Origin of the sequence: Nocardiopsis aegyptia (assembly GCF_013410755.1) — a bacterium.
Taxonomy (GTDB): domain Bacteria; phylum Actinomycetota; class Actinomycetes; order Streptosporangiales; family Streptosporangiaceae; genus Nocardiopsis; species Nocardiopsis aegyptia.
Genome location: NZ_JACCFS010000001.1, coordinates 493,890 through 511,223 on the forward strand (window position 1 = coordinate 493,890; position 17,334 = coordinate 511,223).

At 71.7% G+C, this 17,334-nt stretch carries 18 protein-coding genes; 7 read left to right on the plus strand and 11 right to left on the minus strand.

The window, feature by feature from the left end:
* Positions 1–291 precede the first annotated feature (291 nt).
* The 3 genes from HNR10_RS02310 to HNR10_RS02320 all read left to right on the plus strand — a co-directional run bounded on the left by HNR10_RS02310 (position 292) and on the right by HNR10_RS02320 (position 4,470).
* Positions 292–1,236: an NAD-dependent epimerase/dehydratase family protein gene (locus tag HNR10_RS02310; protein WP_179820484.1), complete on the plus strand. Its 945-nt coding sequence runs from the start codon at positions 292–294 to the stop codon at positions 1,234–1,236.
* A gap of 143 nt (positions 1,237–1,379) precedes the next feature.
* Complete coding sequence (locus tag HNR10_RS02315; protein WP_179820485.1) at positions 1,380–3,764, plus strand: ATP-binding cassette domain-containing protein; 2,385 nt, start codon at positions 1,380–1,382, stop codon at positions 3,762–3,764.
* Between the two features lie 133 nt (positions 3,765–3,897).
* On the plus strand, positions 3,898–4,470 hold the full coding sequence (locus HNR10_RS02320; RefSeq protein WP_179820486.1) for a hypothetical protein: 573 nt from the start codon (positions 3,898–3,900) through the stop codon (positions 4,468–4,470).
* Positions 4,471–4,580: 110 nt separating this feature from the next.
* Here HNR10_RS02320 and HNR10_RS02325 read toward each other — a convergent pair whose 3' ends face one another.
* Entirely contained in the window at positions 4,581–4,841 is a 261-nt protein-coding gene (locus HNR10_RS02325) for a hypothetical protein (RefSeq protein WP_179820487.1), read from the minus strand.
* A gap of 363 nt (positions 4,842–5,204) precedes the next feature.
* Between HNR10_RS02325 and HNR10_RS31920 the strand changes: the two genes are divergently transcribed.
* The gene (locus HNR10_RS31920; RefSeq protein WP_179820488.1) at positions 5,205–5,879 is read left to right on the plus strand and encodes a pentapeptide repeat-containing protein; all 675 of its coding nucleotides are present in this window, start codon (positions 5,205–5,207) and stop codon (positions 5,877–5,879) included.
* 15 nt (positions 5,880–5,894) lie between these two features.
* Here HNR10_RS31920 and HNR10_RS02335 read toward each other — a convergent pair whose 3' ends face one another.
* Together HNR10_RS02335 and HNR10_RS02340 are read right to left on the minus strand one after the other, a co-directional pair.
* Positions 5,895–6,452 (minus strand): class IV adenylate cyclase, encoded by a 558-nt coding sequence (locus HNR10_RS02335; RefSeq protein WP_179829475.1) that lies wholly within the window; start codon positions 6,450–6,452, stop codon positions 5,895–5,897.
* A gap of 186 nt (positions 6,453–6,638) precedes the next feature.
* On the minus strand, positions 6,639–7,478 hold the full coding sequence (locus tag HNR10_RS02340; RefSeq protein ID WP_179820489.1) for an alpha/beta fold hydrolase: 840 nt from the start codon (positions 7,476–7,478) through the stop codon (positions 6,639–6,641).
* 70 nt (positions 7,479–7,548) lie between these two features.
* On the opposite strand from HNR10_RS02340, the gene HNR10_RS02345 reads away from it, so the two are divergent.
* Positions 7,549–8,571, plus strand: a complete 1,023-nt coding sequence (locus HNR10_RS02345) for a GlxA family transcriptional regulator (protein WP_218897591.1) — start codon at positions 7,549–7,551, stop codon at positions 8,569–8,571.
* A 111-nt stretch (positions 8,572–8,682) separates the two neighbouring features.
* Positions 8,683–8,853: a hypothetical protein gene (locus HNR10_RS02350; RefSeq protein ID WP_156365823.1), complete on the plus strand. Its 171-nt coding sequence runs from the start codon at positions 8,683–8,685 to the stop codon at positions 8,851–8,853.
* A 137-nt stretch (positions 8,854–8,990) separates the two neighbouring features.
* Here the strand turns inward: HNR10_RS02350 and HNR10_RS02355 are convergent, their stop codons facing one another.
* The 4 genes from HNR10_RS02355 to HNR10_RS02370 form a co-directional block, all read right to left on the minus strand.
* The gene (locus HNR10_RS02355; RefSeq protein WP_179820490.1) at positions 8,991–10,004 is read right to left on the minus strand and encodes an alpha/beta hydrolase; all 1,014 of its coding nucleotides are present in this window, start codon (positions 10,002–10,004) and stop codon (positions 8,991–8,993) included.
* Between the two features lie 235 nt (positions 10,005–10,239).
* Complete coding sequence (locus HNR10_RS02360) at positions 10,240–10,593, minus strand: hypothetical protein (protein ID WP_179820491.1); 354 nt, start codon at positions 10,591–10,593, stop codon at positions 10,240–10,242.
* Positions 10,594–10,737: 144 nt separating this feature from the next.
* Positions 10,738–11,244, minus strand: a complete 507-nt coding sequence (locus HNR10_RS02365; RefSeq protein WP_179820492.1) for a hypothetical protein — start codon at positions 11,242–11,244, stop codon at positions 10,738–10,740.
* A 152-nt stretch (positions 11,245–11,396) separates the two neighbouring features.
* A complete protein-coding gene (locus HNR10_RS02370) occupies positions 11,397–12,470 on the minus strand; it encodes an alkene reductase (RefSeq protein ID WP_179820494.1) in 1,074 nt (357 codons plus the stop codon).
* Positions 12,471–12,603: 133 nt separating this feature from the next.
* Here HNR10_RS02370 and HNR10_RS02375 point away from each other — a divergent pair, with 133 nt between their 5' ends.
* Complete coding sequence (locus HNR10_RS02375) at positions 12,604–12,981, plus strand: MerR family transcriptional regulator (protein ID WP_179820495.1); 378 nt, start codon at positions 12,604–12,606, stop codon at positions 12,979–12,981.
* 75 nt (positions 12,982–13,056) lie between these two features.
* Here HNR10_RS02375 and betT read toward each other — a convergent pair whose 3' ends face one another.
* The 4 genes from betT to HNR10_RS02395 form a co-directional block, all read right to left on the minus strand.
* Positions 13,057–15,147 (minus strand): choline BCCT transporter BetT, encoded by a 2,091-nt coding sequence (betT, locus tag HNR10_RS02380; protein WP_179829477.1) that lies wholly within the window; start codon positions 15,145–15,147, stop codon positions 13,057–13,059.
* 249 nt (positions 15,148–15,396) lie between these two features.
* Positions 15,397–15,762: a hypothetical protein gene (locus HNR10_RS02385; RefSeq protein ID WP_179820497.1), complete on the minus strand. Its 366-nt coding sequence runs from the start codon at positions 15,760–15,762 to the stop codon at positions 15,397–15,399.
* A gap of 124 nt (positions 15,763–15,886) precedes the next feature.
* A complete protein-coding gene (locus HNR10_RS02390) occupies positions 15,887–16,591 on the minus strand; it encodes a vitamin K epoxide reductase family protein (protein WP_179820499.1) in 705 nt (234 codons plus the stop codon).
* Complete coding sequence (locus HNR10_RS02395) at positions 16,588–17,292, minus strand: DsbA family protein (protein ID WP_179820500.1); 705 nt, start codon at positions 17,290–17,292, stop codon at positions 16,588–16,590. The genes HNR10_RS02390 and HNR10_RS02395 overlap by 4 nt, the downstream gene beginning before the upstream one ends.
* Between the last annotated feature and the right edge of the window lie 42 nt (positions 17,293–17,334).

Consider the following 17,334-nt stretch of genomic DNA (forward strand, 5'->3'; position numbering starts at 1 on the left):
CGCGGGATTGGCAATAAGTACGGAGGCGGCGGCCGAGGCCGGACATCCGCGGGGGACGGGCGGGGGAAAGCAGGCCGGTCCCCCGACCGCCGCCGGACCGCGGCTGGCATGGGCCCGTTCGCCGCGCTCCGGTTTCACCCCCGGACCGCGGGCGTTGCCAAACGGATCACTGTTCCGTATATTAATCGGAGCAACGTTCCGTTTTGCTCGTCCCCACGGATCCCGGCACCGGTGGCACGGCCTCCGTGCCGGCCCAAGCGGGAGGACGACACCGCCTGGAAGGGGCACACCATGATCCTGGTCACCGGAGGCCTCGGCTTCATCGGGACGCACACCGTGCGAGCACTGCTCGACCTGGGCGAGGACTGCGTCGTGGTCCAGCGACGCGCCCGCGACCTCCCCGCCTTCCTCGACGAGTCCCGCGTGGCGGTGGAGCAGGCCGACATCACCGACCGCGACGCCCTGCCCTCGATCGGCCGCCGCCACGCCATCACGGGCATCGTGCACCTGGCGGGGTCCTACCCCTGGCCGCCCGTGCCCGACGCTCCGGTCGAGGCGACCCGGCGGGCGCTCGACGGCCTGCTGAACATCGCGCAGTCCGCGCAGGAGTGGGGCGTGCGGCGCCTGGGGGTGGCCAGCACGATCGGGGTCTACTTCGGCGCCGGACACGACGGCCCGCTGCGCGAGGACGCTCCGCTGCCGATGAGCGCCCCCGTCTCGATCCCCACCTTCAAGAAGGTCGGCGAACTCCTGGGCGGCTTCCTCGCCGACACCACGGGCGTGGACATCGTCGACTACCGCGTCTCGGGCACCTGGGGGCCGCTCGGGCATCGCGACCCGTTCTTCGCCGGCCCCGCGCTCGTGCACGCCGCCGCCCGCGGAACCGTCCCCGACCTGTCCCACCTCGTGGCGCCCGCCTTCGCCGAGGACGGGCTCGACCTCAACTACGTGAAGGACACCGGGCGGGCCATCGCCCTCCTCCAGCTCGCGGAGACGTTGAAGCACCGCACGTACAACGTCGGATCCGGTCGGGTCACGACCAACGCCCAGCTGGTCGAAGCGATCAGGACCGTGGTCCCCGACGCCCGGATCGATCTTCCCGAGGGCGGCACGGCACCCCACATGGTGCTCGACACCAGCAGGCTCCGGGAGGACACCGGCTACCGGCCCGACTACGACACCGAGCGGGCCGCCGCCGACTACATCGCGTGGCTGCGCGCGGGCCACGCGAACTGAGCCGGTCCGCCGGCCTGCGGAACCCGCCGGGGCTCGGACCCCGTCGAGTTGCGGCCCGGCGCGCGCCGTCGCGTGCCGTGGTGTGCCGCACACGGACCGCCCCTGGGTCCGTACCGGGGCCGTGACCGGGTCATGCTGGTCCTATGGACAACCACGACGACTGCATCCGGGTGCGCGGCGCCCGCATCCACAACCTGAAGAACGTGGACACGGAGCTGCCCCGCGACGCCCTGGTCGCCTTCACCGGGGTCTCCGGTTCGGGGAAGTCCTCCTTGGCCTTCGGCACGCTCTACGCCGAGTCCCAGCACCGGTACCTGGAGTCGGTGGCGCCGTACGCGCGGCGGCTGCTCCAACAGCTCCCGGCCCCGGAGGTGGACGACGTCACCGGGATGCCGCCGGCCGTGGCCCTCGCCCAGCCCCGCACCGCGCCCTCGGTCCGCTCCACCGTGGGCACCCTCACCACGCTCTCCAACACGCTGCGCATGCTCTTCTCCCGGGCGGGCACCTACCCGCCCGGGGCGGAGCACCTGGACTCGGACTCCTTCTCCCCCAACACCGTGGCCGGCGCCTGCCCCGTCTGCCACGGGGAGGGGGTCGAGCACGAGGTCACCGAGGGGTCGCTGGTGCCCGACCCGGACCTGAGCATCGCCGAGGGGGCCGTGGCCTCCTGGCCCGGGGCCTGGCAGGGCAAGAACCTGCGCGACATCCTCGACACCCTCGGGTACGACATCCACCGGTCCTGGCGGGAACTGCCCCAGGACGAGCGCGACTGGATCCTGTTCACCGAGGAACAGCCCGTGGTGACCGTCCACCCGGTCCGTGAGGCGGGCCGGGTCCACCGCCCCTACCAGGGCAAGTACAGCAGCGCCCGCAGGCTCGTCCTCAAGGCCTACGCCTCCTCCGCCAGTGAGGCGCGGCGGCGCAAGGCGGCCGAGTTCATGGTCGACCGGACCTGCCACGAGTGCGGCGGCCGGCGGCTGCGGCGGGAGGCGCTGCGGGTCACCTTCGCGGGGCACACCATCGCCGAACTGGCGGCACTGCCCCTGAGCGAACTGGTCGACCTGCTGCGCCCCTGGCGGGACGACACGGGCGCGGAGAGCGCCGTGGGGTCGGAGAGCGCAGCGGGGGCGGCAGGGGCCGCAGGAGCGGCGGGCGCGCTGGTCCGGGAGATCACGGCACGGGTCGAGGTCCTGACGGAGCTCGGCCTGGGCTACCTGAGCGTGTCCCGCCCGGCGCCGACCCTGTCCACCGGGGAGTTCCAGCGGATCCGGCTGGCCACCCAGCTGGGCACGGGGCTCTTCGGGGTCGTCTACGTCCTGGACGAGCCCTCCGCCGGCCTGCACCCGGCCGACTGCGAGGCGCTGACCGGCATCCTCCGACGCCTGCGCGACGGGGGCAACACGGTGTGCTTCGTCGAGCACGACCTGGACATCGTGCGCGGCGCGGACTGGATCGTCGACGTCGGGCCGGAGGCGGGCGAGCACGGCGGACGCGTCCTGTACAGCGGCCCGGTCTCCGGGCTGCGCGAGGTCCCGGAGTCGGTGACCCGCCGCTACCTGTTCCACGACGGCCTCCCGGAGCACCGCGCCCACTCCCCCAGCGGGCGCCTGGAACTGCGCGGCGCCACCCGCAACAACCTGCGTGACCTGGACGCCGACCTCCCCCTCGGCGTGTTCACCGCCGTCACCGGGGTGTCGGGGTCGGGCAAGTCCTCGCTGCTCGCGGAGATCGCGGACCGGGCCGCGGAACGCGGGCGGGTGGTGTGGGTGAGCCAGCAGCCCATCGGTCGGACGCCGCGCTCCAACCTGGCGACCTACACCGGGCTCTTCGACACGGTGCGCAAGCTGTTCGCGGCCACCGAGGCGGCCCGCTCACTCGGCTACGGGCCCGGCCGGTTCTCGTTCAACGTCGTGGGCGGACGCTGCCCGACCTGCGAGGGAGAGGGGTTCGTGTCGGTGGAGCTGCTGTTCCTGCCGACCACCTACGCCCCGTGCCCCGCCTGCGGCGGCTCGCGCTACAAGGACGAGACCCTCCAGGTGCGGTACCGGGGGCGCACGGTCGCGGACGTGCTCGCGATGTCGGTCGAGGAGGCGGCGGGGTTCTTCACCGAGGAGCCGTCGGTGCGGCGCTCCCTGGAGACCCTCGCCGGCGTCGGCCTGGGCTACCTGCGCCTGGGCCAGCCCGCCACGGAGTTGTCCGGCGGCGAGGCCCAGCGGATCAAACTCGCCACCGAGCTCCAGCGCCGACGGGTCGCCGACACGGTCTACCTGCTCGACGAACCCACCACCGGCCTGCACCCGTACGACACCGACGTCCTCCTCGGGCGCCTGCGCGACCTCGTCGGGGCGGGCGCCACCGTGGTGGCGGCCGAGCACGACATGCGGGTCGTGGCCACCGCCGACCACGTCATCGACCTGGGCCCGGGTGGGGGTTCGGACGGGGGCCGGATCGTCGCACAGGGCACGCCCGCGCAGGTCGCGGCGGCCACGGACAGCCGCACCGGCTCCTACCTGAAGGGTCTGCTCTGAGCTACCGGACGCTCCACCCGCCGCCGTACCCGCCGAAGGGTCCTGCGGAGGGGCCGGGTACGCTCGCCCTGGCCGCTCGTGGTGGGAACCGGATCACCGACCGCGTCGACCGTTCACGTCACCGGAGACCCTGTTGAGCGAACCTTTCTTCCTCGTGGGGCTGGCGGCGTCGCTCGTGCCCACGGTCCTGCTCGCCGGCGCGGCGGTGGTGCGCCGAGAATTCGGCGCCGTCCACCGCGACCTGGTCGTGCTCCTCGGTATCGCGGCGGCCGCCGTCAACGTGAGCCTGCTGGTCGAGATCGTGGCGGATTTCGCCGGTTCCTGGAGCCTCTTCATCGGCGCTCTCGGCTTCGGGGCGGGGTGCGCGGTGTTCGCACTGCTGCGGGCGCTGCTCACGCCCCGTCTCGACCGCGTGGTCCTTCTGGCGACGATCCTGTCGGCGGGGTCCGCCGTGCCCCTGGGCTATGTCGGGATGCTCCTGTGGTCGCCTCCTATGATCCCGGGTGCCACCGTGGCGGCCGTCGCGGGAGCCTGGGCCTGCCACCGGGTCGCCGACGGCTACGAGCCACGTTTCCTGGGTTTCATCACCGGCGTGCCCGCCGGGGTCATGACCGTCGTCGTGGTCACGGTTCCGGCAAGCATGCTGATCGGCCTCCCCTTCGCCCTTGTCGGCGCCCTCATCGCGGTGAATGATCTGCTCGCCTGATACCCATCGACCGGCAGCACCCTCACCGCGCCGAGGAGAATACCCAACAATCCGATCAGCACCGTGAATCCATTCTTCCGCAACCGAGCAGTTCCCCGCGAATCTCGCGACTACGAGCCCCATCCGAACGCCAGCCTGAGGGATTTAACAAAGTACCAAAGAAATTCAAGAGAAAAGAACACCAGAACCGCGGTCGCCAGATGTTTCTGCACCTGGTACGACACTTCACCCCTTCGATCCTTCGTTCCGATCATTTTCTCGAGCCGACCGTCCATGAGGTCGAAGATCTTGTCGAAATGTCTGTGGTTCAACCAGGCAAGTGTCGCGAGGGAGGCCGCCATCAGGAAAAAGAGATCAATTCCGTACCACATTCCGCTTCACCACCGCCCTATATTCGACAACTAAAACACCGAATCCGTGGCAGCGGAGAACAGGGTCGGATCGAGGCACGGTTCACGGAGCTTTCCTGTCCTCGTGGGGGATGACGAGCCATGAGTTCGGACGCCTGGCGCACGAACACCACAGGAAGGTACCCGGTCAAGAGACATCGGTGCCAGTGCCCAGGCGGTCCGCGGCCGGTGGTCGGCGCGCCGCGGCGGGCGGACTGGTCAGGAGGGCCAGATGCGCGGTGGTAGGTTCCACTGGCCAGGAGACCGTGGTGCCGTCAGGCCCGAACCCGCCTCGCGCCCGTGTCCACCCGCGGCCCCTCGCGGGCCGCTTCCGGAGAGGATCCCGTGACCGGTCGCGCCAAGCCCACCGCCGTCCCCACCAGTGTCTCCGAGCTGCCCTACGCCGCTGATCTGCGCCCCTTCGACCAGGGGGACCTGCACGACGACCCGCACGAGGTCGTCCACTTCGACGGCGAGAGGTTCGAGGGGGTCAACCTCACCGGCGCCCGGTTCATCGAGAGCGCCTTCACCGGCACCCAGTGGGACGGCGGGGTTCTCCGCAGGTGCCGGTTCACCGACGTGTGGCTGCACACGGTGCGCATGGCGGGCACCGACATCGCCGAATGCACCTGGCTCGACAGTTCCATCGTGGCGAGCATGTTCGCCGGGACCGCGTCCTTCGACTGCGAGATCCAGCGCGTGGTGTTCTCCTCGTGCAAGCTCAACGGGGTCAACTTCCGGGCCTCGCGCCTGGTCGACGTGGTCTTCGAGGACTGCGTACTGACCGACGTGGACTTCGGCGAGGCGGCCCTGACCCGCGTCACCTTCCCCGGCTCCAGCCTCCGCGGCCTGCACCTGGCCAAGGCGAAGCTGAGCGAGGTCGACCTGCGCGGCGCGACCGAACTCGACCTGGTCTCGGGGTTCGAGTCGCTGGGCGGCGCGGTCATCGGCCAGGCCCAGTTGCTCGCCATCGCCCCCGCGCTCGCCGCCAACACGGGCATCACCGTCCGCGACGGGTGAGGACGGCCGCCCGGCTCACTCCGTGCGAAAGCGCAGTTCGGCGATGGCGGACAGGTCGATGCCGTGGCGGTCGTAGACCTTCGTCGTGTTCTCTCCCGTCAGCTCGGCCTCGGTGTAGCCGAGCAGCGCCGCCACGCGCACCACCTCGGCGCGGCTGTCGGCCTCGATCTCCAGGTAGGCGGGGATCCGCGGCCAGGTGTCGATCTCCAGCCGCGCTCCGTCCAGGGTGAAGCTGTGCCGGCGGTTCTCCTGGTAGGCCTTCGGGGTATAGCCGAGTTCGCCCAGGAGTGCGTTGGCGGTGGAGAAGTCGCCGACCTCCGTCTCGATCTCGCGGGTGCCGCCGATGGCGTCGGAGTCGATCTCCTTGACCGTGAGCGTGACCGCGCTGCCGGTGTCGCGCAGCCGCACCCACCGGCTCGCGTCGCCGGGTTCGATGTCGTAGACGTAGCGGCGCTGGAGCACCTCCCCCAGGTCGGTGCCGCCCTTGTCGAGGATGCGCCTGGCCACCTGGTCGGGGTCGATGTCCAGCACCTTGGCCTCGTACTCGATCACGCTGTTCTCCTGGTTCGCCATCCTGTGGAGGCCGCCCGTGCGGATGCGCCGGATCACGGGATGCCCCCAACGGCCGGTCGCGGTCACCGACGAGTTCAGCACGATCGCTGACGCCCGCGCCACCGGACCACCGCTGACGAGCGACCGGGCCACCGGGCGACCGGGCGACCGGGCCACCGACGGCGACCGATGGCACTGCTGCCGGCGCTACTCCGTGAAGAAGTCGCCCAGCGCACGACCGATCCGGTCGGGGGCGTTCTCCGTGGGGATGTGCCCCGCGTCCGGGATGCGGAGAAGCGTGGTGTTCGGCATCTCCGCGGCGAACCGCTCGGCGTACTCCACCTTCTGGAAGCCGTCGTCCTCGCCCCAGACCAGCAGCTTGGGCGTCGTGGACCGCCGCAGCGCGGGAACGAGGTCACGGGTGTAGCGGCTGTCGGCCGCGCCCGCCAGGGTCATCCAGGAGCGGCGCACCCGCGCGCCGGTCCACGGGTCGAGGTAGTCGGCGGTCCGCTGCTCGGTGGCCGCACCGGCCAGCGCCGCGGTCACGGCCTGTCGGCGGGCGGTGAGGAAGTCCTCCGCGGTCGTCGCCGCGATGACCGCCGGGTCTCGGAACCGGGCCACGCCGGGCACCGGCCAGGAGTCGTAGGTGACCGAGTTGACCAGGGCGAACCGGGACACCTCCAGTCGCCCCTGGACCAGGAGGTGCTGCGCGATGGCGCCGCCGATGTCATGGCCCGCCACGGCGATCGGCCCGGAGAGTCCCAGCGTGGCGGCGAAGCGCGCCACCCAGTCCGCGAGTGCAGGGACCGTGGCCGTCTCCGGGGTGAGCTCGCCGCCCGAGCGCCCCAGCCCGGGCAGGTCCACGGCGATGGGCCGCAGTCCGGACCGCGCGAGGCGGCCCAGCACCGGGAGCCAGACCCGGCTCCAGTAGGTGCCGTGCAGCAGGAGCACGGCCGGGCCGCCCTGCTCCACGGTCAGATAGCTGGCCGCCTCGCCGTCGACCCGGGCCTCGGTCCTCAACACTGTCGTTTCGGTGGTTTCGCTCATGGGACCACTGTGTCGGTCCCTGGACGCCTGACCGAGAGTCTGGAAAGACATCTATGGGTACTATTCCGCCATGCCCTCCGCCGCGCGCCTCCACCGGGTGGTGGCCCTCCTCGGTCCGCCCCAGTCGCCCTTCGAACTCGCCTGCGCCGCCGAGGTCTTCGGCACGGTGCTGCCGGACGTCCCGAGCCGTTACGACTTCCGGATCTGCACCGAGGCCCCCGGCGCCCTGCGGACCACCATCGGGTACACGATGCTCGTCGACGCGGGATTGGAGGCCCTCCAGGACGCGGACACCGTGATCGTCCCCGGCTGGCAGCGGTACGGCACGCCGGTGGCACCGGCCGTCACCGAGGCACTGCGGGCCGCCCACCGGCGCGGGACGCGGGTCGTCGCCATCTGCACGGGGGCGTTCGTCCTCGCCCAGGCCGGGCTCCTCGACGGTCGGCGCGCCACCACCCACTGGCGCAGCACCGCGCGGCTCGCCGCCACCTTTCCCGAGGTGGACGTGGACCCGGACGTGCTGTTCGTGGACCACGGTGACGTGGCGACCAGTGCCGGGACCGGCGCGGGCATCGACCTGTGCCTGCACCTGGTGCGCTCCGACCACGGTTCGGCCTACGCCGCCCAGATCGCCCGGAACATGGTCCTGCCGCCGCACCGGGAGGGCAGCCAGCTCCAGTACGCCGCGCGGCCCACTCCGACCAGGGCGGACGAGTCACTGGCACCCGTGTTGGAGTGGGCCTCCTCGCGGCTCGGGACCCGGCTGACCGTCGACCGCCTCGCCGAACGCGCCGGGCTGTCCGGCCGGACCTTCGCCCGCCGGTTCGCCGAACAGTTGGGGACCAGCCCTGGACAGTGGCTGCTCGGCCAGCGCCTCGACGCGGCACGGGCGCTGCTGGAGCAGACCGACCTTCCGGTCGAGGCCATCGCCACCCGGGTCGGGCTCGCCTCGGCGGTCAACCTGCGCCGACGGTTCCGGTCGCACCTCGGGACGACGCCCGGCGCCTACCGGAGGATCTTCGGCGAATCCGGACCACCGAGCCGGAGCGCGGAGCCGGGCTCTGACACACACCCGACCCACCACGAAAAATAACTCTCCGGAATCGCGTCATCGCCGTACGGAGTCATCGTCTCTCCATTGAACGGGAGGCCGCAAGTCCGGCCGCCCGCCACTCACTGGTTCCGACCTGGAGGAGAGCTACCCATGAGCCCGCGCCGCCGTGTACACCCGGCCGATGACCCGATCCCGGACGACCTCACACCAGAGGAGCGCAAGGCCGTCGCCGCACAGGGGGAGCGGTTGGGCCGGCAGGAGATGGACGGGGTGCCGCCGCTGTTCGACGAGGACGACAATCGGCACGCCTTCGGGTCCTGACACGCACGTCGGCAGGACCCTGCTGGTCGAGGTCTGGGTTCGACCGGCCCGGACCGCCCCGGGGCGGTGTCGGCGGGAGCGGCGGAGGGCTGAGCGGCGTCGGCGGGGGGCGGGCCCGCCCCCCGCCGACGACCGTGTCAGCGCGCGTAGGCCCCGGAACGCCGGCCCGCCTGCTGGCGGGGCACCGTCGACCGGGTCTCCAGCACGTCGGCCAGGAAGTCCGTCGCCAGCAGCAGCGCCGCCCTGTTCGCATGGGTGTCGCGCATGCTGTCGATCATCATGAAGTCGTGGATCATCCCCTGGAAGCGGACCGCCGTCACCGGCACCCCCGCCTCCCGGAGCCGGTTCGCGTACGCTTCGCCCTCGTCGCGCAGCACGTCCGCCTCACCGGTGAGCACCATCGCCGGAGGCAGACCGCGCAACTGCTCCAGCGACGCCCGCAGCGGCGAGGCATAGACCTGCTTCCGCTGCTCGGGGTCGGTCGTGTACTGGTCCCAGAACCAGACCATGCCGTCCCGGTTGAGGAAGTACCCGGTGGCGAACTGGTGGTAGGAGGCGGTCTCGAAGTCGGCGTTGGTCACCGGGTACAGCAGCACCTGCCCCCGGAGCTCCACATCCCCGCGGTCCTTGCACATCAGCGCCAGCACGGCGGACATGTTGCCGCCCACCGAGTCCCCGCACACCGCCATGCGCGTCCCGTCCAGGTCCTTCTCCGCCCCGCGCTCGACCACCCACCGGGCCGCCGCGTGGTTCTGCTCGATCGCCGTGGGGTACGTGGCCTCCGGCGCCCGGTCGTACTCGGGGAAGACCACCGCGGCCCCGGTGCGCACCGCCAGCTCCCGCACCAGCCGGTCATGGGTGTTCGCACTGCCGAACACCCAGCCCGCCCCGTGGATGTAGTAGATCACCGGCAGGACCCCGGTCGCCCCGGCCGGGCGCACGATCCGTACCGGCACCTGCCCGGTGGGGCCGCCCTCCACGGTGATCCACTCGTCGTTGACCTCGGGCTTGGGCACGCCCTCACCGCTCTGGACGTCCTCCAGGATCTCCCGTCCCTGCTCGGGCGGGAGCTGGTAGATGAAGGGCTCGCTCGCGTTGGCGTCGGCGAACTCCTGGGCTGCCTGCTCCAGGACCACCTTGTTCTCGGACATGTCTCTTCCCCGGTTCGGTCGGCTTGCGGGAGCGGATCTCGATCGGGAGGCACCTGCCGACCATGTCCGGAACACGTGGAAGGGTCCAGGGATGTCACGCCACAGGAGTCGGCACGGGGTGCCACCCGCACCAGGGGCTTTCCGGTGGCCCCTTGGTGGAAACCGGCTTTTCCGAAACCTGACCGGATCCAGGCCCTGAAACGACCTCCCCCGCCCGGGGGCCAGTCCGGGGAGCTCAGGGGAGCAGGTCGTCCAGGGCCTGGTTCCAGGAGGTGAAGCGGACCGCCCGGTCGTCGAGGTAGGCGACGGCGGGCAGCTTGCGGTTGGTGACCAGCAGGACGCCCCGCTCGTTCCAGAACTCACCGTCGTAGTCGGTGCGGCAGTCGAAGCCCTGGTCGGTCAGCCACGCGGCGACCGCGTCCACACGGCGGCTCGTGTGGATGAACACGGCGTACTCGTCCATGAGCGCGCGCAGGCCCTCGATCGCACCGGGGACCGGGACGTCGTAGACGGTGCCGTCGTGCCAGCCCCTGGAGTAGGCGTGGACGACGCCGTCGAAGTCGACGGCGAGGGTGCTGGGTCGCGCCACGGCGGCCTCCGGCGGGTCGGGCGGACACGCCGGAGGCCCGGCTCCGAGCGCCCGCGTGCTGGGTGCGGTTCCTGTCTCTGACGCGAAGCGTACTGAAGCCGGGCCTCCGGGCGCAGCCTCGGACCCGCGCCCCAGGGGCACGGATCAGGGACGCTCTCCCGCGTCCCCGGGCCCGTCGGCCCGGGTCCTCTCGTGGTGGTGTTCCTCCTTGCCGACGACCCTGTCGTGGAAGGTGCCGCCGGAGAAGTCGACGTGGTCGCCGTCGTACCTGTTGACGCCGCCGTGGATCGTGCCCGCCTGGATGGCGATCCCCGCCACCCCTCCGTCGATGCGGTTGGTCGCGTCCCGCCGCGGGCGGTCGTCGTCCAGGTCCCGCAGGAGCGCGCGCAGCCGTGCGGCCGCCCCGGGGTCGGCCGCCACCAGGCGGCGGAGCTTGGGCTTCCACTCCCCCGCCGCCTCGACCGCCAGGTCCGGCCGCGCGACGACCTCGTCGCGCGAGCGCTCCAGCTCGGCCGCGGCCACGTGCCCGGCCCTGCCGAACAGGGCCGCGAACCGTTCGAGGACCACCTGCCACACCGGGGCGTCGTCGGAGGCCATCGAGCGGACCAGGGTGGTGGCGGCCTGCTCGGCCAGCGAAGAGCTCTCGTCCATCGCGCCTGCACCTGCTCCTCACACGACGAGGGGTGGGCGGCCGCGTCGGGCCGCACGTGGACCAGACACGTTAGCGCGTGTTCCCGTTCCCCACCCGGGCCCCGGCGAGAAACCTCGTCGGCGTCGGTCGCCGCCCCGGTCCGGTCCCGGTGCTAGGCGCTGTGCTGGTACGCGGGGAAGGTCACGTAGCCCCGGTCGCCGCCCTGGTAGTAGGCGGCCTCGTCCACCGGGGCGATCGGCAGGCCGGCGCGGAACCGCTCGACCAGGTCGGGGTTGGAGATGAAGGAGCGGCCGAAGCTGATCAGGTCGGCGCCCTGCCCGAGCCAGTGGTCGGCGTCGTCCCGGCCGGCCTGCTTCGGGCCCATCGGCAGGGTCGGGTTCATGATGAGGGTGCCCGGCCAGACGCGGCGCAGCTCCAGGAGCAGGTCCTCGTCGGCGGTGGCCTCCAGGTGGACGTAGGCGGGTCCGATCCGGGCCAGCTCGGTCAGCAGAGCGGTGTAGAGCTCGCGGACCTCCGTCTCCTCGACGCCCCAGAACGTCCCGCCCGGGGACAGGCGGATGCCCGTGCGGTCCCCGCCGACGGCGTCGACGGTGGCCGCCATGGCCTCGACGGCGAAGCGGATCCGGTCGGCCACCGAGCCCCCGTAGGAGTCCGTGCGCAGGTTGGCGTTGGAGGACAGGAACTGGGAGATCATGTAGCCGTTGGCGCCGTGCAGTTCCACTCCGTCGAACCCGGCGGCGACGGCGCGGCGGGCGGCCGCCGCGTAGGACCCGATGTGCTCGGGGATCTCGGCCTCCTCCAGCGCGCGCGGCATCGGCGCGGGCTGGGGCCCGGTCGGGGTGAACACGTCCCCGACGGCGGGCACGGCCGACGGGCCGACCGGCTGGTGGCCCGTGGTGTCGGGGTGGGAGACGCGCCCGCCGTGCATGATCTGGGCGAAGATCCGCCCGCCGTTGGCGTGCACCGCCTCGGTGACCGGTGTCCAGGAGGCGACCTGTTCGTCGGTGTGCAGCCCCGGCGTGCCCGGGTTGGACTGTCCCACCAGGCTCGGCTGCACCCCCTCGGACACGATCAGTCCCGCGGTCGCGCGCTGGGCGTAGTACGTCGCCATGGACGGGGTGGCCAGCCCGCCCGCGGCGGCGCGCACACGGGTCATCGGCGCCATCACCACCCGGTTGGGCAGGGTCAGGTTCCCCAGCTGGTATCGCTCGAACAAGCTCGTCACGTCAGGTCTCCTCGGTGGAAGGTGCGCCCCGGCCGGGCACGTCGACTACGCTAAAACCTGACATTGGTGTGAGAGGCAAGCGTTGTGCCGCAGGTCATAGGCAGCACCGTGGCCGTGTCCGGAGGGGGAAGCCGTGCGCATCGGAGAGCTCGCGTCACGGACGGGGGTGAGCGTCCGCTCCCTGCGCTACTACGAGGAACAGGGCCTGCTGGCCAGCACCCGCAGTGCCAGCGGACAGCGGCACTACGTCGACGCCGACGTCGAACGCGTCGGCTTCATCCAGCGGCTGTACGCCGCCGGGCTCTCCAGCCGCACCGTCGCCGAACTGCTGCCCTGCGTCGACGCGCCCAGCGAGCACAACTCCGAGGCGGCGATGGCGCGCATGGAACAGGAGCGCGACCGCCTCACCGAGCACATCGCCGAGCTGGTGCGCACGCGGGACGCGCTCGACGGCCTGATGGCCACGGCGCGGACCTACCGGGAGTCCCTGCGCTCCGGCGCCTCCGCCTGACCGGGGCCGACGGGTCGGGCGCCGGGGCGCTCGGGTGGACCGGGGCGCGGCGGTGGACCGGGGCGTGCCGCGGGCTCAGGTCTCGTCCGCCGGCTGGACGTCGGCCGTCCCGGGCCCGTGGTCGGGCATGGCCGAGCGGGCCTGTGCCTCCCGGTGCAGGCGCAGGAACTCCAGGTGCCGCTCGTACTCGTCGAGGATGTTCCCGATGAGCTGCTCCTTGGTGTAGCCCATCACGTCGTAGCCCTGGCTGCCCTCGGTGAGGTAGACCTCGAAGCGCACGTAGGTGTCGTGCTCGGCGAGCGAGCGCATGGCGAACGCCGGGGTGGGGACCACGATCGGCCACACCCGGTAGGTGAAGTCCTCCTCGGAGCCCATCGGCACCTTCAGGTCCAGGTGCGGGATCCCCGCCTCCTCGTCGATCCCCTCGCTGACCGCCGCCTCCGCGCCCTGGTCGCGCAGCCCCTCGGCGACGTCCTCGAACGCGGGACGGCACACCTCGCGGACGAACCTGGTCGCCGCGCGCTTGCCGGAGAAGCTCACCGCCCGCGCGATCCGCTGGCGCCAGTTGCGCTCCGTGCCCCGGCGGTCGACCGCGGTCCGGTCCGACAGCGAGGACGACAGGGTCGTCCGGAACGCGTCCTGCCGGAACCGCTCGACCCTCAGCGCCTTGTACAGCCCCCAGATGATCAGGAGCATGACGAACGAGAACGGCAGCCCCATGATGATGGTCGCGCTGGTCAGCGCGTCCAGCCCGCCGACCAGGAGCATGGCGAGCGTGAGCAGGCCGGTCGCCGCCGCCCAGAAGATGCGCAGCCACGCCGGCGCGTCGGTGACCGGAGTCGGCAGGTAGGAGCTGAGGTTGCCCATGACCAGGGCGCCCGAGTCGGCGGAGGTGACGTAGAGGAGCAGGCCGACGACCGTCGCGAGCCCGGCGCTGAACAGCACGCCCGGGTACTCCGCGAGCAGGGTGTAGAAGCCCCGCTCGGGTTCGTTCATGGCGAGCTGCCCGAACTCGACGTTGCCCTGGCGGACGATGCTCAGGGCGCTGTTGCCGAAGACCGACAGGAAGGTCAGCGTGTACAGCAGCGGGACCACCAGCGTCGCCGTCACGAACTGCCGGATGGTGCGCCCGCGCGAGATCCGGGCCAGGAAGAGCCCGACGAAGGGCGCCCAGGCGACCCACCAGGCCCAGAAGAACAGCGTCCAGTCGTTGAGCCAGTCGACCGGCGGGTCGTAGGCGAAGGTGTTCAGCGTCATCGAGGGGAACCGGCTGACGTAGTCGCCGATGTTCAGCACGAGGGCGTTGAGCAGTTGGATCGGGTCCTCGAAGACCAGCACGTACAGCATCAGGACGATGGCGAGCACGACGTTGATCTCCGACAGCCGCCGGATGCCCCGGTCGACGCCCGCCACGGCCGATACCGTGGCCACGAGCACCGCGATGACGATCAGGCCGATCTGCGCCGCCGTCCCCTCGGGGATGCCGAACAGGAAGTTCAGCCCGTAGTTGAGCTGGACGACGCCGATGCCCAGCGACACGGAGATGCCGAAGATCGTGCCGATGATGGCCGCCAGGTCGACCGCGTCACCGATGCGGCCGTGGATGCGCTTGCCGATCAGCGGGTACAGGGCCGAGCGGATCGCCAGGGGCAGGTGGTAGCGGAACGAGAAGTAGCCGAGGGCCATGCCCATCAGCGCGTACATCGCCCACCCGGTGATGCCGTAGTGGAAGAGGGTCCACACCACGGCCTGCCGTGCCGCCTCGACGGTCTGCGCGTCGCCCTCGGGCGGGGCCAGGTAGTGGGTGACCGGCCCGGCCACGGAGAAGAACATCAGGTCGATGCCGATCCCCGCCGCGAACAGCATGGCGGCCCAAGCGAACACGCCGTAGTCCGGCCGGGAGTGCTGGGGGCCGAGCTTGATGGTGCCGTAGCGGGAGATGGCGACGAAGACGACGAACCCCAGGTAGAGGGTCGCGGCGAGGAAGTAGTACCAGCCGAACACCCGGCTGATCCACCCCACGACGGCGCCGATGACGTACTCGGCGCCCGTCGGAGTGATGATCGCCCAGATCGAGAGCGCGAGGATCAGGATCGCCGAGCCGATGAACACCGCCGGTTTGAGCCGGCTCCGTCCGGGCTCGGTGCTCTCCAGGTCCGCCGGCATCTCCGCATGCGCGGCACCGTCCTGACGATCCTGTCCTCCGTCATCGGTGGCCACAGATCTCACCTCTCGTTCCTGCGGAGCCGGCCGGAAGCGAATCATGGGACTCGTGAGCCCCACGGCGTCATCTTCACCGATCCTCCGTCAGGGAACCCGTAACCCGCGCCCGGCGGCGTGGCGTGTCGTCCGAGGTCATGCGCTTGCGTGCTGCCGACAGGGCCCGTCGCGGGGCTCGTATCCGCCGCGCGGGCGCTAGGGCCGCCCGGGGGTGTCGGGGCGGTCGTGGTGGTACTCGACCTTTCCGGTCACCGGGCCGTGGAAGGTACCGCCGGAGAAGTCGATGTGCTCCCCCGCGGTGCCCGTCCCGCCCCCGGCCGCGGGAGTGCTCGCCCCGCCGCCCTGCGCGGGGGTGCCGCGGTCGTCGGCGGCGGGCGGGTGGCGCACCGTCCACACCGTGACGGCTCCGGTCGCCACCGCCACGGCCAGGGAGGCGATCCCCGCCAACTGGTTGAGCTCGTCGAGCCCCAGGCCCAGCTCCGGCAGGAGCCGGGGCAGAACCCAGGCCGCCGCGAGCACGAGCGCCACCGAACCCAGGATCCACGTCCACAGCCATCGCATGAGGGCATTGTCCACCGTCCGGGCCACCCCCGACAGGGGTTCGCCGGTGTGCCGGTGGCCGGATCGGGCCACGTCCCTGTGCGTCCCGACCCGGCCACCGGGTCTCCGGCCCCGCCCGCGGTGGCTACAGCAGTGTGGACCAGTAGGTCCAGAACGCCTGGCCGACCAGGCCGACGATCACCAGCGCCCACACGGTGAGCACGACGGTGTGGTTGCGGGCCAGTGTCCGCGCCGGACGCCGCAGCCACAGGGCGACGGGCACGTGGGCCGAGCGCACGTTGTGCAGGGTGACGTACCAGAACAGCGGGATCGTCACCGCCCACACGACCATGCAGTACGGGCACAGCGCGCCGATGCGGTACAGGCTCTGGAAGATCAGCCAGTGCACGAACACCGCCCCGAACAGCACGCCCGCCTGGAGCCCGAGCCAGAACCAGCGCCGGAACCGGGCGCCCGCCAGGAGCGCGGCGCCGACGGTGGTGACCACGGCGAAACACGCGACGCCGATGACCGGGTTCGGGATCCCCAAGGCCTCGGCCTGCGGGGTGGCCATGACGGTGCCGCAGGACAGCACCGGATTGACGCTGCACACGGGCACGTGTCCGGGGTCGGCCAGCACCCTGATCTTCTCGACCAGCAGGGCCGCCGCCGCGAGGAGTCCGATGGCGCCGCCCGCGGTGAGCAGCCACGGCAGGGCGCGGCCGATGACGGCGGCGTCGGCCCCCGGAGGCGCGGCCCCGGCTTCGCTCGCGGTGGTGTGGTCGGTCGACTGGTCGCCGGCCGGTTCGGTGGAGCGGGCGCCGGCCTGGTCGGCGGTGCGGTCGCTCATTCCTCCAGCTCCGCGTCGATCATCGACGAGAGCACCTCGTAGGTGGGCATGCTCGGGGCGACCCGCCCGTTGACGAAGATCGTCGGGGTGCCCTGGACGCCGAGGGCGACGCCGTCCTCGAAGTCGGACGCCACCCGCTCCTGGGTTTCGGCGGACTCCATGGTCGCCACGAATTCGTCCATGTCCAGGTCCAGGTCCTCGGCGAAGCCGACGAACACGTCGGTCCGGGGCTCGCGGGACTCGCCCCACTCGGCCTGGGTCTCGTACATCCGGGCGTACATCTCCTCCAGCGCGCCCTGCTGGGCGGCGGCCTCCACCGCCGCCGCGGCGGGCTCGGAGCTGGTGTGTCCGGGCAGGGGGAAGTAGCGGATGACCATGTTGATCCGTCCGTCGTAGTCCTCGCGGATCTGCTCCATGACGGGGAACTGGGCACGGCAGGCCTCGCACTCGAAGTCGAGGAACTCCACGACCGTCACCGGTGACTCCTCGACCTGGTCGAGGTAGCGGCTGTCCTCGCGGACGAGCAGTTCCGCCGGTGCGGTGGGCGTGGCGGGCGGGGTCGTGGGGGCCTGGCCGGTGGGGGCGGTCGGGGCGGCCTGAGGACCGGTGGTGCTGTCGCGGCCGTTGACGGCCATGAGGAGTCCGGCTCCGATGACGGCGACCATGATCAGGCCGAGGGTGATACCGAGGTTCTTGCTCATGTGGACGTCCTGGGGTGGGGAGCGCGCGGTGCGGCGCTCGAC

What these genes read in the sequence shown, in the direction of transcription:
- HNR10_RS02355 (WP_179820490.1), bottom strand. Translation starts at nt 10,004, where the DNA reads ATGTCCGAGAACAAGGTGGTCCTGGAGCAGGCAGCCCAGGAGTTCGCC.
- HNR10_RS02340 (WP_179820489.1), bottom strand. Translation starts at nt 7,478, where the DNA reads ATGAGCGAAACCACCGAAACGACAGTGTTGAGGACCGAGGCCCGGGTC.
- HNR10_RS02315 (WP_179820485.1), top strand. Translation starts at nt 1,380, where the DNA reads ATGGACAACCACGACGACTGCATCCGGGTGCGCGGCGCCCGCATCCAC.
- betT (WP_179829477.1), bottom strand. Translation starts at nt 15,147, where the DNA reads ATGCCGGCGGACCTGGAGAGCACCGAGCCCGGACGGAGCCGGCTCAAA.
- HNR10_RS02345 (WP_218897591.1), top strand. Translation starts at nt 7,549, where the DNA reads ATGCCCTCCGCCGCGCGCCTCCACCGGGTGGTGGCCCTCCTCGGTCCG.
- HNR10_RS02335 (WP_179829475.1), bottom strand. Translation starts at nt 6,452, where the DNA reads ATGGCGAACCAGGAGAACAGCGTGATCGAGTACGAGGCCAAGGTGCTG.
- HNR10_RS02385 (WP_179820497.1), bottom strand. Translation starts at nt 15,762, where the DNA reads ATGCGATGGCTGTGGACGTGGATCCTGGGTTCGGTGGCGCTCGTGCTC.
- HNR10_RS02350 (WP_156365823.1), top strand. Translation starts at nt 8,683, where the DNA reads ATGAGCCCGCGCCGCCGTGTACACCCGGCCGATGACCCGATCCCGGAC.
- HNR10_RS02390 (WP_179820499.1), bottom strand. Translation starts at nt 16,591, where the DNA reads ATGAGCGACCGCACCGCCGACCAGGCCGGCGCCCGCTCCACCGAACCG.
- HNR10_RS02395 (WP_179820500.1), bottom strand. Translation starts at nt 17,292, where the DNA reads ATGAGCAAGAACCTCGGTATCACCCTCGGCCTGATCATGGTCGCCGTC.
- HNR10_RS02365 (WP_179820492.1), bottom strand. Translation starts at nt 11,244, where the DNA reads ATGGACGAGAGCTCTTCGCTGGCCGAGCAGGCCGCCACCACCCTGGTC.
- HNR10_RS02325 (WP_179820487.1), bottom strand. Translation starts at nt 4,841, where the DNA reads ATGTGGTACGGAATTGATCTCTTTTTCCTGATGGCGGCCTCCCTCGCG.
- HNR10_RS02310 (WP_179820484.1), top strand. Translation starts at nt 292, where the DNA reads ATGATCCTGGTCACCGGAGGCCTCGGCTTCATCGGGACGCACACCGTG.